We start from the raw sequence: 14,073 nt of genomic DNA on the forward strand, positions 1-14,073 counted from the left end.
GCAGGCGGATTGCGCGTTAGGACGTGTCGGCGGCCGCGCTGCGCTGCACGTGTACGGGTAGGTCATCGGCCCACGGCTGGGTGGTGACCATGTCCTCGACGTCGACGTAGCCGCGCTCGAACTCGCCCGTCGCCGCGTCTACCAGCCGGTATTCCTGCCGCTGGATGTGGATGGGCTGCGCGTCCAGGATCACCACCCGGACGTCGCCGGGTTCGAACCCGCAGCGCTGCTGCAGCGCCTCGATGAGGCATTCGTTGTGCAGGTGCCCGTCACCGAAGTTCCACCCGAGCACCATGGCGCACAAGGTCTCGCCCTCGCAGAGGTTGTAGTCGTCCTCGTCGTAGCCGGCCAGCGCGCGGTGCACCAAGGTGAGCAGTGCCCGCCCGTGGGTGTTCATGCCGCGGAACGCCATGGCCAGGTGCAGGGGGACGACGGTTTCCTCTTTCGATTTGTAGAGCCGCTCGAGCTGCAGGTGCGGCATCGGGCCCAGTGCGCGCGCTCCGGTGCGGAATTTGTCGTCCACCGACGGCTTGACGCACCAGATCGTGGTGTCCCAGTTGCCTGCGTAGTAGCGCATGCCGGGCAGGAAGGACACCTTGCGCGGGTAGAGGTTTCCGGCGACGACCGTTCCCGCGATGACCACGAACAGGATGGCGACCGGCAGCGGGTCGGTCAGGTTGGACAGGCCGAGGCTCGCGTGTCCGACGAACAGCCACAGCACTCCGAAGATCATGAACACGTTCCACTCCAGCGGCACCCCCATCGGGAAGGCCAACAGGATGTTCAGGTGGAACACGATCATCACGAATGCGGCGATGGCGGTGGGCCAGCCGCCGTGGGAGAAGAACAGCACCAGCGGCACCAATCCCTCGACGGCGGTGGAGAAGTGGGCGACGAAGCCCGCCAGCCCGCTGGGCCGCAGATCATCCGGATAGTGCTTGAACATCGACCGCTTCAGCGGCCCGGAGGGAATGAACGGATTGTTCGCCAGCATCGTCGAGATCACGAAAGGGAAGTGGCGGTTCAGCTTTGATGTCGCCGCGCCCAGCCAGATCACCATGAAGACGACCTTGGCCCCGACGATGATGTCCGTGCCGGCGAACAGGAACACCAGCGCCAGCGGCGCGTACACCTCGCCGCGGGCGGCCAGGAAGATCACCTTGTCGCGCAGGGCGAGCGCGGCGAGCACGGCGAGGATCGCAATGGTCTGCCACCGCGGCAGCACGCCGATTGCCGTGCCCAGAGCGGGAATTGGGCCGGTGCCATCGGATAGCAGCGCGGTGACGAGCAGCGCCAGCAGGGCGCCGTAGAGCAACGCGTCGAACGGGCTTCTGGTGTTGCCGCCGGTGAGCGGCACCCGGCCGGGCCAGGGAGGCAGCCGAATCGTGCCGGGCCGCAACCAGAACAGGATCGAGCCCATCGGCGGGAAGTAGCGTCCGGCCAGCGGCCCGAAGCAGCAGCCGAGGCCGACGACCTCGAACAGCATCGTGTAGAGCACCGCCTTCTCGAACACGATGGGTTCCGTCCACCATGCGGTGACGTCGGTGAAGCCGCCTTTAACGTCCATGCCCGCGGTGGTCCACGCGAACGTCCAGGCGCCCAGGATGTAGAGCACGATCTTGATGCCGTACATCACGTGCATGAACAACGGGGTGCCGAAGCCGTGCTGGGCGATATGGCGCACCATCGGCACGATGCGCTCGGCGCGCGACAGCTTGCTCCACTCGGCCATGTCGACGACGGGCAGGTTGGGCTGGATGAACCCCATTGCGGCTCCTTCGGCGCAGCTATTTCACAAGGGGTGCCAATCGTCAGCCAGGCACCGAGGAAAAGCTACTCCCGGCAACCGCGGGGTGGGACACATTTTGCGACGCCGACAAAATCGGCACGTCGAGAGACGTTTCCAGTGGGTGCGCCGTCAGGGTTTCGAACCCCGGACCCGCTGATTAAGAGTCAGGTGTAGGGTGGATCGGTAGCAGTCACTCTAGCCAACAAATGCCAGTTCAAAGCCTCTTTTACTTCCAGTACGTATCCAGTAAGTATCCAACCGAATGTGTACAGTTATGTGTTCAGTGAATGTGTACAGTCAGGCTGCGCAATGAGTAAGTCGAAGCGCAGCCCCTACGGCGATGGCGGCCTGTTCAAGCGAGCGGACGGCATGTGGGTGGGCACTGTCGAGATCCCCAGCGCTGACGGCAACCGGCGACAGAAACGGGTCTATGCCAAGCACAAAACCGAGGCCAAGCGCAAGCGTGACGATCTTCGGGCCGAGGTGGCCAAGGGGGTCATTCCGGTCAGCTCCACCACTACCGTCGCGGTCTGGTTGAGACGTTGGGCCGACGACATCAAGAAACCCCATGTGCGGCCGAACACCTTTGACTGGTACGACGAAGCAATCCGACTGCACATCACGCCACACATCGGCACCCGCAAGCTACGACACCTGACCGCTGAAGAGGTCCGATATATGCTCAGGCAGGCCACGACCCCAGCCAATGCCCAGCGGGCACATAAGACGCTCAAGATGGCGCTCAAAGACGCAGTGAGAGAGGGGTTGATCGGTCGCAACGTCGCTGAAGCTGTCGAGAGGCCCAAGCATCTCAAGCAGACCCGTGGTGTCCTTATCTCCGACACCGCCAAGACAGCCATCCGGGCTGCCATCGATCTTGAGGAAGACGACGAGACCGCACCCGCCCTTGCCGCCCGGTGGATCGCAGGCTTCCTCACCGGTGCCCGGCCAGCCGAGCTGCTGGGCCTGGAATGGGACCGCGTGGATCTCGACAACGGTCTGATGGATCTGGCGTGGCAACTGCAGCAGGTCGACAAGGCCCACGGATGTGGTGAGCCACAAGGGGATGCGTACCCGTGCGGGAAGAAGCGGGCCAGTTTCTGCTCCCAGGCTAGGTGGGATCTCCCGGCGGGCTTTGAGTACCGGGAGTGTGTGGGCACACTGTTGTGGACCAGACCCAAGACGCAGGCCGGTACCCGGCTTGTGCCGATCGTTGAGCCCTTGCGGGTCATGCTTGACCGGCATCGTCAACGACCAGGACCTAACCCGCACAACCTGGTCTGGCACCGGCCTGATGGCAGGCCCCTCACCCGGCACGACGATGCCAAGTACTGGGGTGCCGTCCTCAAGGCCGCCGGGCTCCCCAAGGTCGATGTGTACGCAATCCGGCACTCGACTGCCACCCTTTTACAGGAACTAGGGGTGCCCGAAGAAACCCGCATGGTCATCATGGGCCAGTCGTCGGTGGCGGCTCACCGGATGTATATCCACGTCGACCAGACCCAGGCCAAAACGGCTCTGAACAGGCTGGAAAGGTTGCTTCTGTCCTCAGCTGGTAGCGTTGTGGGTGCAATTAAATAACCCTCCCTGAGAGTCAGCCGTAGGCCGACTCGACAGTCACACGTAAGCGGGAGATCCAAACCTCAGGAGCCTCTGTGCGCTCCCAGGTTTCGCTTACTGATGTGGAGGGCCAATGCCTGAGAAGTTGTTGTACGACCACGACGCTGCTGCAGACCTGCTCTCTACCACCACACGACGGATCCATGAGCTACGCCGTGCCGGGAGTCTGGCTGCGGTCCAGGATGGTCGGTCGCTGAAGTTCACCCTGCAGGAATTAGAGCGATACGTCGCGTCATTGCCCGCCTTCGAACCGAAGATCTGACGGTGCGGGCAGGAGAGATGATCGGCGCCGATCTGTGGTCGAAGGCTGGATTCGGGAGCAGGAGGGATTGGGAGCATGAAAGCGTCCGGTGATGAAATCACAGGCAAGCCGAAGATTAGGCGATGCAGTCGATGCGGCAGGCGGATGCGCAATCCAAACGGGTGGAATGCCGAAATGATCGCGGGCATCGCGGCAGGTTATCTCTGCCCTGGGTGTCAAACCGTCGAGGAAGACCTGGATGCGGAACTGAACCTAACCCTTGGGCGGTCAGCGGTGGGCAAGGAGATCACCGTCAACAGCCACAAAGACCTCACCACTGATGTGCTGACCGGCATAGTTGACGGCTTAGTCCGTACCTATCCGACGCCAGAAGTCATGCGGGACAAAGCCAATCGGCTCGCTGCGGCTCGTGGCGATCGGTTTTGGATGGTCGGGGTGATGCGAATGGCGGCCGACGGCATGGCGTCGGGCCCGCTCTTCGATGGATGAAAGCTCTGCGGCCATCGTTGACAGATCGGCTTTAGCCCTAGGCGCTGGGTGCCGGACGGGGGCGTTCGCAGGTCAATTTGGCTCGATGCGATTTGACGCGCAAGGCTGATTTGTCGGTTTGATCGAAAAGCCATTACCTAATAAAATTACCTGGGCCCCGTCGCCATCATCGAAAACGGGGCCCAGAGGATTTACTTTGATGCTCTATATTCTATCGCCATATTTCCCACCGCGTCAAATTGGACCGGTGGCGTGATGGAACTTCGCCGCAAAGATGCCAAGTTAGTCTTTGGCAATGCCCCGGAGAATATCCAGCCAGTGCTCGAATGGGCCTGCCGCACCTACCCAGAGTTCGTCGCACTCTCCATCGCGAAGCAAATTCTCGCCGCGGACATGTTGGTGTCCGAGCCCATGCTCTTCTCCAGTGCTTATCGCCCGTCGCACCTTTCTTTGAAGAGGGACGGATATTCCGGTAAGCATTCCAGCGCAGGCAACGGCAAATTGCCGGAGTATCCCGGTGTGGATATCCAGTCGCTTGGCTGCAATGTGTTCTTGCCCGGCGCCCAGAGTCCGAAGTGCCAGGGCCGGGGCTACCGGATGGTGTTCGACGACCTCGACAGCCTTCTTGCGCACTTGTGGCGGGGTGGTCAGAAATGACCGCTTCAACGTTTACCCGGGGTCTCCACGCCATCCCCGTGTCATTCGCAGACGACACCTATGCCGACAGCCTCACTAAGTGGAGCGTGGCGCTTGAACTCAACTCCGATGACCTGGGCAAATCAGAGCTGTTCGGTGTCCTGGTGAGTGTCGCCATGTCCATGATGCTGCAGGGCAAGACCAAGCAGGACTTTGTCGACTGGTACCAGTTCTCCTGGGCGGCGTCGGAGAAGCTGGGGCGATCCAACAAGCGGAATAAGTCCGACATCCTTCAATTGACCGGCACCCCCAGCCGCGACCGGGTGGCCAAGCAGCTTCTGAACGCTTGGGAGAAGGCTCAGCACCACGACCAGGCAAAGGTACTCCCTGACGTCTCGGTACTACGACAGCGACTAGAGACACCTCCCTCCCAGACCATGGGGGGTTCTGTGAGTACACCTAATTCACGTCGACGCGGTAGGCCTAGGTCAGACGCCTTAGTGAAGACGTTCGATGATCTGGTTGCCGAGCGCCAGAGACTCAACCAAGAGGAGTTCACCTACCCCTGCCGTCCTGCCGGTGAACGTTTGGGTATCAGCCCGATTGCTGTGTGCAATCGGCTCAAGCGTCTGGTCGAGCTGGGCATCATCGTTCAGGTAGAGCAGGGCCAGGTTCGCGGCCTCGGTGGTGAGGGCTTCGCTTACGCAAGCAAATATCGGTTCAGCGTCCCTGCCATGGAGGGTGTTATGAGTACCACCCCTTCTACGCTGCACAAATTCAAGCCAAAGAAGAAGAAGAAGCCACCCTGCAAGCTCCCGCTGAAGGTGATGAAAAGGCTCGATCAGATCACCCCCCTGACCTACCAGACCGTGCTAGACCACAGCGGCGACGTGACCCACTGGAAACGGTGGTTAGGGCATCTGGAATCCCACCGGCTGGACTCCCAGGAGGACCGCTACCGCTGGGTGGTGGCCAAGACTGATACCCAGGGTTCTGTCGCGGTCGATGCCCACCAGCGTCGGCAGGAGCTGAAGGCTTACGAGTTCCTTCACCGGGCCGATCCTTGGGCAGCAGACCGCAGGCGAATGGTCGCAGCAATGAAGAAATTCGGCATTCCCTCCACGGTCACGGTGAATCGTGTCTTCGTAAAAGGAAATTGGGACCCGGGGGGTTACGAAATGGTCGAGGCCTTCACCTTCAGCAGCACTTGCCCTATCGCCCAGAAGACATTCGCGGCGCTGAATGAGGAGTTCGACGGTACCGATCACCTACGTGCCGAGGCAGCAATTCGGACAATGGAGGCCTACTGGGTGAATGTGATCAGATCCCAGTAGTCGCCCTGGAAGTCTCCGCGCTCGGTCCTTCAAGCGGTATACCGATCGGCGCTCCGCAGGGGCCCGCTGTGAGTGTCGACGATCTCGGGCAACTCGGCGTTCTTGGCCTCTTACTCATCGTCAGCTTCGGGATGGGAATGTCAGAGTTGCTGTGGCCGGTGCCCTTCTCACTCCGCCAGCCGTGGGGTGTGCCACTCCCTTGCAGGCTGTCGAACCCTCAATCGTGCGGTGCCCTAGGCCTTCCACCGGCATACCTAGCGGTGAGTCGCAGGGGTGGGATATGGCTGTGGTCGACGTTGTGCAGCTTGGCATTTCGGGCCTCTTGCCCGGCCCAGATCGCAACGATATGCGGAGGTGCGGAGACAGTACGGAGCATCCGGCGTTTGGAATCGGAGCAGGCGCATGTGACGGACCACTGTTTATATCGAGTCGCATACCCACACCGTGGGCAGGGCGAGTGAAGGTGGGGATCACTGTTACCCCTGACGCTCACGCCCATTTCTACCTCTCACCATCCATGGCGTCCTCCGTCATGGGTGCGGCCTTCTTCACTCTGAGTGGTCACAGTCATTATCGCCAGATCCCGCGGGGACCGCGGTTGCACCGGGCGGGTTGTTCAGGGTGTCCGCCGATTCCGGTTTCGCCGCGGCGGCTCGTTGAGCGGCCGCATCAACTCATCGTCAATCTCATTGAGGTCGACGCGGATCACGCGGCGGGACCGCCCCATGCGGTAACCCGTAAGTTCGCCATCGGCTATAAGCCGACGCACGGTTCGATCGCTGATCTGAAGGTACTCAGCGGCTTCGGAGATCGTGATGTACCGGCGAGTCATCACGGCGTCCAGGTTTTGAATCGGCCGAGCTGCAATAGTGATTCCCGATCGATCCGGATATTCCGCGACGTGCCGATGCGGCGCGCATCGAGCTGCTCGTGGGCGATGATCCTGCGAATCAGGGTCGGGCTGACTTGGTAGTACTCGGCTGCCTGCTGCATCGTCACCCAGCGAGGAAGCTCCGGCGGTGCCGGTTCTGGTTCGCCCCGGAGTCGCAGCAGCGATCCCCGTTCAATTCGGATCAGGCGGCCTAAGGGCGTCACCCCGCCACGGACGCCGACGCGTCGGATATCCAAATTGGGCAGGATCTTGTAGACCTCGGTGCGGTCGATGCCGCAGTGCTCAGCTACCTGAGTGATCGTCACCCAAGTCGGAAGTTCCACCGAACGATTGTCGGCCAGAGCGAGTCAGCTGACCACCGCGACTTCTGAAGGAGGGGGATTCGAGTCATGAACGATCGCGCTGATCCCTGCCAGAGGTGGCGACGTTGAAAGGCCGCACGAGGGAAGTTGTAATGATTTCGGCAGCATCTAGTCCCAACACCACCCCACATCTTTGACGCAAATCAACCACATGGCGAAAGAGGTTGAGAGACAGGCTATTTCGGCGACGATCCGCCAGCTAGATCAGCTAGATAACGGACGTCTGGCTCGGGTCAGTAGTGAAAGGTTCCGTGATTCCGGTATTGAGCAGCGATCTGTGGAGTAGCCACGTCGGCGAACTTGAATGAGCGCATGCCGAAGCTACCCAATGTGTCAGTGGTGTTCGTAATGCGAAGTCCGTCCGCGAGGGGCCGAAGTGTCGGGTCGTTGATAGCCAGCTTTCCCCACAGCGCGCCGATGAAGTTGGTCAGAGGGGACAGATCTTGCTGTTCATAGTCGTGACGAAGGCCGGACACGACGAGAGATTCTTGACCCGATGTTCCGCTGGCCAGCCCTAGCCAGGGGGCGACGTTTGGATTTTCGCGTAGGAACCTCTCAGTTAAGACTATGGACAGGCGGCTCCAAGCTCCAAGGTCGGCAACGCATAGAAAATCAAGTCCTTCGCGTGGAGAACTAACCAGATCTCGATCGAACTCAGTTGTTATCGACTTAATGTTTTCTTTCGGATTGCTTCCCGGAGCTTTCCAATCGTGGGATTCGCCCAGAAGTCCAAAGAACACAGGCGGCACTAAGTAATCCTTCACTTTAGTTGCATCCCGTATCTTCATCCCACGACGAAGGGTTGTCGCCTCTTCGTACGCCTCTTTGATGGCGGCCTTGTCAACTGTGCGTTTAACGCTGAAGGCAGCCGCCAAGCCCGAGGCAAGCACGTAGCTTTTCTTGCGAAGCTTTTCCGGATAGTGAGGGTGAAAGACAACGAGGTCAGTTTCCTTCGGGAGCGCTGTACCATTTTCGTTTTCGAGCAGGATGTACTTGCGCTTCCCGATCTCGTACTGCGGTGGCAGCCAATCCGTAAGCACACCGTCCCACAGTGACTCGACGACGTGTCCAGTCTCCTGTGTGCGCCCCGACGTGCGCGCCATCTCCTGCTCACGCTCGTATGACTCGACGATGGATCTGTTCACGTCAGCGAGCCACTGGTGGTGTTCCTGGGGCATCCATCAAGCCTAGCCACGCGGTCTGACAGTTCCGGGATGAGACAGTGCTTGGACAAGGGTCGACGGCGTCGCTCATCGCTGCTGTCTCGGATCGTCAGTGCGTTGAAAAGTGTTGTGGTCTAACCATTCCACGATGTCGGACCACCGGTAGAGCACCCGACTGCCGCGCTTGATGAACTTCGGACCAATCCCTCGGTACCGATCCTGGGCGAGCGAAGCGGTAGTGGTGTGGAGATACTCGGCGACTTGGACGGCCGCCGCGAGAGCGGGTCGTTGATCGGACATGACCGGCGAGCATAGGCAGCCCCATCTGTATAGCTGACCACAGGCCCCCTCTCGTCGTAGGCCGCCGGTTACGGAACCAGGCGATGCTAATCTTGAGTTCTGGTAGCTCAATGGATAGAGCAATCGCCCGCTAAGCGAAAGGTTGCCGGTTCGAGTCCGGCCCAGCCCGCCCATCTTTTCCTTTCCTCCCCAGGCCAGGCCAGGACAGGACCTGACCCAACCGAGTTGGTTGATCGCCCTCCGCGAGCGGCGTCCTGGTCATCACCGACGTCTTCCCCAAGCCCGTGAGAACCGATGGCGACGGGATTGCGTCCAATCCGGTATGGACGCATCGAGCGCGAAGCCATCAGAGCCGAGGGGCATGACCCGGACGATCCGGCCGTGGTGATGGCGATCGATTTGGTCAGATGGGGAGCTGTCGCTCCAATTCGGCGATCAGGACACCGGCGACCGACCCGCTTCATAGTCGGTGGAGCACCGGCCGCCGGTCGTAGCACAACGTCGGTGTCGACTCCGAGCACAACGTCGGTATGGAACTACGGCCAGCACAACGTCGGTATCACTACGACGAGCACAACGTCGGTTTGGACTACAACGAGCACAACGTCAACTTCGACTCTGACCGCGGCTCCTGACGCCCGTCCTAATCACACCAGCGACCCACCGGCCCAGGGCAGGGATAGGTCGGACCCGGAGACCACCGCCGGGCGCGCGACACGCCGAGGGATGTCGGGGGCCGCTGGGACAATATAGACGTGAGTGAACACGGGCAAGACACCGACAAAGCCGAGGGCGACGAGCCGACAGTGCTGAAGAGCTGGACTAGCCCGTTCGGCATCGAGAGAGACAAACGCATGGCTGAACTTGAGGCGATGCCCGGGTTTCGGTTGAACGGCGACCTTGCTGCGCTCGGGCGCTCGGGGCACGTGATGTACAAGAACGCCGAGGAGTTGTCACGCCATGCCGACCAGTTTCTGCGAACCCGCAGCCACTTCTCGCGTGACGTTGAAGACGAGTTCGAGAAGGAACTGGTGCGGTTCCTTCACAACTACCTCACTTCGGTGTACTCCCTGATTGAAGCGCAGCGAGTCGTAATGCGGCACTGCTGGGGTGACGGGTCGGAATTCGAGACGGGCGAATACACCGATCACCGAAAGGCGTCGTTCGAGACCGGTGAAGCGGAGTTCATGACCGAGCTGCGAAACTACTGCACGCACCGGTCAGTTCCGTTGCCGCGCATCAGCACCACATTCAGCGGGGGACGCGGAAAGCCGAACCTGCTCATCAACAGGCTGACACTCGACAGGGATGAACTGCTGAAGTGGAAGAAGTGGACCGCCCCGGCAAAGGAATACCTGCGGGCAAATGACGAGCATTTCGACTTGGGGCCTGTTATCGAGAGCTACGTCAACACCGCCGCCGCCTTCTTCAACTGGTTCGTGAACGAAATCAACGAGCGGAACGCGGAGATCAAGATGGCGTACACGAAAGCCGCTGAGGCTCATCTGAAGTGGTACGAGGAAGAGATGGGCATGAATACCGAGGGGTACCGCAAACTCTTTGGGCCACCCAGTGGAGGCAACCGGAGTGAACGATGCGGCCAGCGCCAGCAACCGAAGCGGAAAACGAAGCGGCAGCGCCGGAAGAAGTGACCGCCGGTCCAGAATCCAGATGGGCGAGCCGCGGCGGGGGTATGTGCGAGACACCGCGCCAACTGCTACGGGTTTGTCCGGCAGGCTGCGTCCTGACTGGTTCTGCAGGCCGCGGAACCCTAGCGTCATCCCGCGGTATACCGGGCCGCAATCCGCAGAGGCGGCACGTTCGTCGGTGAAGGTTTCCGCGGAACGAGATCGTCGGGATTAGTGCTGTGCGTCAAGCACTTCGGTACTCGTGGCGGCCACACCGCTGCCAGGTCCATCCCCAGCCGTTAGCCGCGCTGGGCCGGAAGGCCGATTCCTTGGCCAATTCGGCCCGCGTCGACTCGGTCATGGTGGCGGCCTTCCTCGGTGTGCGGTCATCATCATTATCGCCGTAGGGTCATGGCTCGCGGGGGCCACAATCGGCCAGGCTTCCTACTCGTTGGCGGGCGACGGTAGCCGCGGCGGCGCGTTGTCGGCGTCGTCCAACAACTCGGCCAGGTCTTGGTGCGGGGTCTTCCAGACCTCTGGATCAGGGTTGGTGAGGTCGGCAGGCAGCGGCGCGCCGACCGGCGCGGTGTAAGCATTCACGGGTTCGTCCACGACGGTGGTAGTGACGACCACGGCCTCGGTCAGCACGTTGGGGTCGACGGTGAGCAGGCCCTTCTCGATCAGCGCACTGATCATCAGTTGCGTGTAGATCACGCGGTCGCAGATGCGGGCGATGCCCGGCGCGGCAGCGTAGTAGCGCTGATCGATGTCGAGATCGCGGATGACCGGCGACTTCGGCGACTTGGCGTGAATGACGTCGCCGTAGAGCCAGGCGTACATCAGCTTGCGGTCGGTGGTTTTGCCGTTCGGCGTGGCGACCCAGTACGCCTGGGCATCGAGATTTGCGTCGACGACTTTGTGCCAGTAGTCGTGCCACCACGCCAGGTCGATCTCCTCGTTGAGCTTCTCGGTCCCAACAACGGCCTCAAGCGCGTCGAGGACTTTCCGGTAGTAGATCGGCTCCGAGTTCAAGATCAACGGGCGCACCCGGCCCGCCAGCGATTCCAGCGCCTCCTCGTCCGGGTACTCGCACTTCCGCCGGTAGCTCTCCTCGCCAGTCTTGGTATTCACGGTGACCGTGATCGTGAACTGCCCGGTGTGCAGCTTCGACATCAGCTCTGCCTGTTCACGGATCAGCGAGTGCGACAACACCCGGCGACTACGCAGGAGAAAGCCCTCGATCACGGCTTGCGGGGTGGGCGTTGAGGCCATGAGGCGCACCCTATGCCCGAAGGCCGACAACGCCGCGCTTGTTCTCCCGCTGCGCGTCCCCGCGCTCACTACCATCCTGTGGATGAGCGACGTCGAGAAGGCAGCGGTGATCCGAGCGATTCGGCGGCTCGCCGAGGAGAACGGCGGCGTGCCCGTCGGACAGACTCGATTCGTCGCGGAGACGGGTATGCCCCTCTACCTGTTCAGGGGCGGCCTGTGGGCGAACTGGGGCGATGCCGTGAGTGAGGCAGGGTATGTGCCTCGGCAGTTGCAGCAACAGATCTACGACGATGACGATTTGCTGAGGTACCTCGCCGAGTTGACTCGCCAGGTGAGGCGACTCCCGTCACTTGGGCAGCGGCGAATGGCGAAGAAGGCTGACCCCACATTCCCCAACTCGAATGTCATCGAGAAGCGTCTCGGCAATACCAAGCAACAGATCGACCGGCTCCGGGACTTCATCGAACGCACGCCAGAGTTCGCCGACGTCGCTTCCCTGCTGCCCGATATGGTCGTGGAGGCCTTGGCCAAGCTACCCGAGGAGACCGACGATCCCGATGCGGCGCAGCCAGTGCCGGGGTACGTCTACCTTGTTAGGTCGGGGAAGTTCCACAAGATCGGCCGGTCGAACGATCACGGGCGTCGTAGCTACGAGATCGGGCTGCAGCTACCTGAGAAGCTGGAAGTGGTGCACACCATCGGGACCGACGACGCCGTGGGGATCGAACGCTACTGGCACGAGCGATTCCGTGACCGCCGCCGAAACGGTGAATGGTTTGAACTGACCAAGGCCGACGTTGCGGCCTTCAAGCGCCGCCGCCTGTTCATGTAGCGCGCCGCCCCGGGCCAACGGGCTGCCGACCAGCAACTGACTACGACGTCGTGGCTTTCCTGCGCACCAGGGCCCCGAGGATCTCCGGTGCGGCCTCTTCGTAGGTGCGGCCCGACTTGATGGCGTTGCATGTCAGGCAGGCGGTCGTGAGGTTCTCGGGGGTGTTTGGCCCCCCAAGCGACTGGGGAATGATGTGGTCGAGCGTTGCGGTCGTCGCCGTCACCACCTCGCCGCAGTATCGGCACGTCCACTTGTCGCGCTCCATGAGCTCGGCCCTCAGCACGGGGTCGGTGAAGTAGTCGGGCTCCTGCTCGGGCGGCTCCGACGTCGCGATCACCTCGCGCACTGCCGGAATCGCCTCAGGAAGCAGGACACGGTATTGCGTTCCCTCTCGCGACGTGTCGCCCACCGCGATGAACCCAGCTTCGGCGAGGACATTCAGCTTCTCAGTGATGTGGTTGTAGTTGCCCCGGCTCGCACGGGTTCCCTGGCCGAGTCGGGCGCTGATAGTCCGCTTCCCGATGCGGATCTCGCCGCCGCGAAACTCGCTGGCCCTTAGCAGGAGCAGGTACAGGCTGAACTCGTAGGGCTTGAGAAGCGGCAACACAGCATCCACGAGTACCGGCAGCAGCTCGGGTACGTCGGTGTCGGCTTTGTCCACCATCAGAGGTTAGCCCCGGCCTACCTGAGCGCACGTGGGCTTGCCACGTTCCGTGTGCAGCGGAGTTGGAGCCGAAGCCTCGTTTTTCGGGCACCCGGGGCCGTGTCATGCGCTTCCGCTGGGCGCCCTGGCGGAAATTCTCATTCCCCTTCGTGGTGGGCCAAGTAGCGATACAGCGTGGTCCGGCCAATCCCGAGGGCGCTGCAGATGGTCGCCGCGGTCTCCCCGTTGGATTTCATCCGCCCGGCAAGTGCCGCCTGCTCGGGGCTGAGCTTGGCGGGCCGACCAAACTTGCGTCCGGATTTGCGGGCATGCTCCAGCTTGAGTGCGGTCCGTTCCCGCACCAGCTCGCGCTCGTACTCGGCGATCGACATCAGGATCCCGGCGACCATGCGCCCGGTGCTCGTCGAGGTGTCGACCCCGTCGTGCAGGGACCGCACCGTCACCCCCCGCTCGGTCAGCTCGTGGAGCGTATTGACGATGCTGCGCATGTTGCGGCCCAGCCGGTCCAGCCGCCACACGACGAGGGTGTCGCCGTCCCGGAGGTATTGCAGGCACTCGGCAAAGCCGGGGCGGTCGTCCCGCGCGCCGGACATGACGTCGTGGAAGACCTTCCCCGCCCCCGCGGCGGCCAGCGCCTCAGTCTGCTGCTCCAGGGTCTGCGTAATCGTCGACACGCGCGCGTAGCCGATCACCGTGGAAACTGCCTGGGTCGCGGAATTTAGGCTCACGCTCAGTGAACCGAAATGGTCGCTGCCGTATTTCCCGAACGATGCGCTTTCGGCATGTACTTCCGGCACAGCCGGTCGTGGGAAAACACGCATCCTCGACAC

At 61.7% G+C, this 14,073-nt stretch carries 14 protein-coding genes and 1 tRNA gene; 8 read left to right on the forward strand and 7 right to left on the reverse strand.

Going from position 1 to position 14,073, the window contains the following annotated elements:
• Positions 1-16: 16 nt before the first annotated feature.
• On the reverse strand, positions 17-1,768 hold the full coding sequence (locus tag MRAB57_RS18115) for a DUF3556 domain-containing protein (protein ID WP_077088576.1): 1,752 nt from the start codon (positions 1,766-1,768) through the stop codon (positions 17-19).
• A 330-nt stretch (positions 1,769-2,098) separates the two neighbouring features.
• On the opposite strand from MRAB57_RS18115, the gene MRAB57_RS18120 reads away from it, so the two are divergent.
• From MRAB57_RS18120 to MRAB57_RS18140, 5 genes are all read left to right on the forward strand, one after another.
• Entirely contained in the window at positions 2,099-3,370 is a 1,272-nt protein-coding gene (locus MRAB57_RS18120) for a tyrosine-type recombinase/integrase (protein ID WP_077088577.1), read from the forward strand.
• 112 nt (positions 3,371-3,482) lie between these two features.
• Complete coding sequence (locus MRAB57_RS18125) at positions 3,483-3,671, forward strand: helix-turn-helix domain-containing protein (RefSeq protein WP_077088578.1); 189 nt, start codon at positions 3,483-3,485, stop codon at positions 3,669-3,671.
• Positions 3,672-3,746: 75 nt separating this feature from the next.
• On the forward strand, positions 3,747-4,160 hold the full coding sequence (locus tag MRAB57_RS18130; RefSeq protein ID WP_157900623.1) for a hypothetical protein: 414 nt from the start codon (positions 3,747-3,749) through the stop codon (positions 4,158-4,160).
• Positions 4,161-4,415: 255 nt separating this feature from the next.
• A complete protein-coding gene (locus MRAB57_RS18135) occupies positions 4,416-4,817 on the forward strand; it encodes a hypothetical protein (RefSeq protein ID WP_157900624.1) in 402 nt (133 codons plus the stop codon).
• A complete protein-coding gene (locus tag MRAB57_RS18140; protein WP_157900625.1) occupies positions 4,814-6,130 on the forward strand; it encodes a hypothetical protein in 1,317 nt (438 codons plus the stop codon). The genes MRAB57_RS18135 and MRAB57_RS18140 overlap by 4 nt, the downstream gene beginning before the upstream one ends.
• 616 nt (positions 6,131-6,746) lie before the next feature.
• Here the strand turns inward: MRAB57_RS18140 and MRAB57_RS18145 are convergent.
• The 3 genes from MRAB57_RS18145 to MRAB57_RS18155 all read right to left on the reverse strand — a co-directional run bounded on the left by MRAB57_RS18145 (position 6,747) and on the right by MRAB57_RS18155 (position 8,562).
• Entirely contained in the window at positions 6,747-6,962 is a 216-nt protein-coding gene (locus MRAB57_RS18145; RefSeq protein ID WP_077090672.1) for an excisionase family DNA-binding protein, read from the reverse strand.
• Positions 6,962-7,345 carry a helix-turn-helix domain-containing protein gene (locus MRAB57_RS18150; protein WP_245835949.1) on the reverse strand — a complete coding sequence of 128 codons (384 nt, stop codon included), beginning with the start codon at positions 7,343-7,345 and terminating at the stop codon, positions 6,962-6,964. The genes MRAB57_RS18145 and MRAB57_RS18150 overlap by 1 nt, the downstream gene beginning before the upstream one ends.
• A gap of 272 nt (positions 7,346-7,617) precedes the next feature.
• On the reverse strand, positions 7,618-8,562 hold the full coding sequence (locus MRAB57_RS18155) for a DUF6602 domain-containing protein (RefSeq protein ID WP_077088583.1): 945 nt from the start codon (positions 8,560-8,562) through the stop codon (positions 7,618-7,620).
• Positions 8,563-8,943: 381 nt separating this feature from the next.
• On the opposite strand from MRAB57_RS18155, the gene MRAB57_RS18165 reads away from it, so the two are divergent.
• Together MRAB57_RS18165 and MRAB57_RS18170 are read left to right on the forward strand one after the other, a co-directional pair.
• Positions 8,944-9,016 (forward strand) — tRNA-Ser (locus MRAB57_RS18165).
• Between the two features lie 586 nt (positions 9,017-9,602).
• Entirely contained in the window at positions 9,603-10,499 is an 897-nt protein-coding gene (locus tag MRAB57_RS18170) for a hypothetical protein (RefSeq protein ID WP_245835950.1), read from the forward strand.
• 420 nt (positions 10,500-10,919) lie between these two features.
• On the opposite strand, the gene MRAB57_RS18175 is transcribed toward MRAB57_RS18170, so the two are convergent.
• Positions 10,920-11,747, reverse strand: coding sequence for a hypothetical protein (locus MRAB57_RS18175; protein ID WP_157900626.1), 828 nt, complete (start codon positions 11,745-11,747; stop codon positions 10,920-10,922).
• Positions 11,748-11,829: 82 nt separating this feature from the next.
• Here MRAB57_RS18175 and MRAB57_RS18180 point away from each other — a divergent pair, with 82 nt between their 5' ends.
• Entirely contained in the window at positions 11,830-12,579 is a 750-nt protein-coding gene (locus MRAB57_RS18180) for a GIY-YIG nuclease family protein (protein ID WP_077090674.1), read from the forward strand.
• Between the two features lie 40 nt (positions 12,580-12,619).
• On the opposite strand, the gene MRAB57_RS18185 is transcribed toward MRAB57_RS18180, so the two are convergent.
• Together MRAB57_RS18185 and MRAB57_RS18190 are read right to left on the reverse strand one after the other, a co-directional pair.
• Positions 12,620-13,240, reverse strand: coding sequence for an HNH endonuclease (locus MRAB57_RS18185; protein ID WP_077088586.1), 621 nt, complete (start codon positions 13,238-13,240; stop codon positions 12,620-12,622).
• A gap of 140 nt (positions 13,241-13,380) precedes the next feature.
• Positions 13,381-14,040, reverse strand: coding sequence for a recombinase family protein (locus MRAB57_RS18190; protein ID WP_245835951.1), 660 nt, complete (start codon positions 14,038-14,040; stop codon positions 13,381-13,383).
• Positions 14,041-14,073 lie beyond the last annotated feature (33 nt).

Source organism: Mycobacterium rhizamassiliense (assembly GCF_900157375.1).
Taxonomy (GTDB): Bacteria; Actinomycetota; Actinomycetes; order Mycobacteriales; family Mycobacteriaceae; genus Mycobacterium; species Mycobacterium rhizamassiliense.

Coding starts and splice junctions, on each gene's coding strand:
- MRAB57_RS18155 (WP_077088583.1), bottom strand. CDS start 8,562: ATGCCCCAGGAACACCACCAGTGGCTCGCTGACGTGAACAGATCCATC.
- MRAB57_RS18175 (WP_157900626.1), bottom strand. CDS start 11,747: ATGGCCTCAACGCCCACCCCGCAAGCCGTGATCGAGGGCTTTCTCCTG.
- MRAB57_RS18180 (WP_077090674.1), top strand. CDS start 11,830: ATGAGCGACGTCGAGAAGGCAGCGGTGATCCGAGCGATTCGGCGGCTC.
- MRAB57_RS18125 (WP_077088578.1), top strand. CDS start 3,483: ATGCCTGAGAAGTTGTTGTACGACCACGACGCTGCTGCAGACCTGCTC.
- MRAB57_RS18120 (WP_077088577.1), top strand. CDS start 2,099: ATGAGTAAGTCGAAGCGCAGCCCCTACGGCGATGGCGGCCTGTTCAAG.
- MRAB57_RS18140 (WP_157900625.1), top strand. CDS start 4,814: ATGACCGCTTCAACGTTTACCCGGGGTCTCCACGCCATCCCCGTGTCA.
- MRAB57_RS18130 (WP_157900623.1), top strand. CDS start 3,747: ATGAAAGCGTCCGGTGATGAAATCACAGGCAAGCCGAAGATTAGGCGA.
- MRAB57_RS18145 (WP_077090672.1), bottom strand. CDS start 6,962: ATGACTCGCCGGTACATCACGATCTCCGAAGCCGCTGAGTACCTTCAG.
- MRAB57_RS18115 (WP_077088576.1), bottom strand. CDS start 1,768: ATGGGGTTCATCCAGCCCAACCTGCCCGTCGTCGACATGGCCGAGTGG.
- MRAB57_RS18135 (WP_157900624.1), top strand. CDS start 4,416: ATGGAACTTCGCCGCAAAGATGCCAAGTTAGTCTTTGGCAATGCCCCG.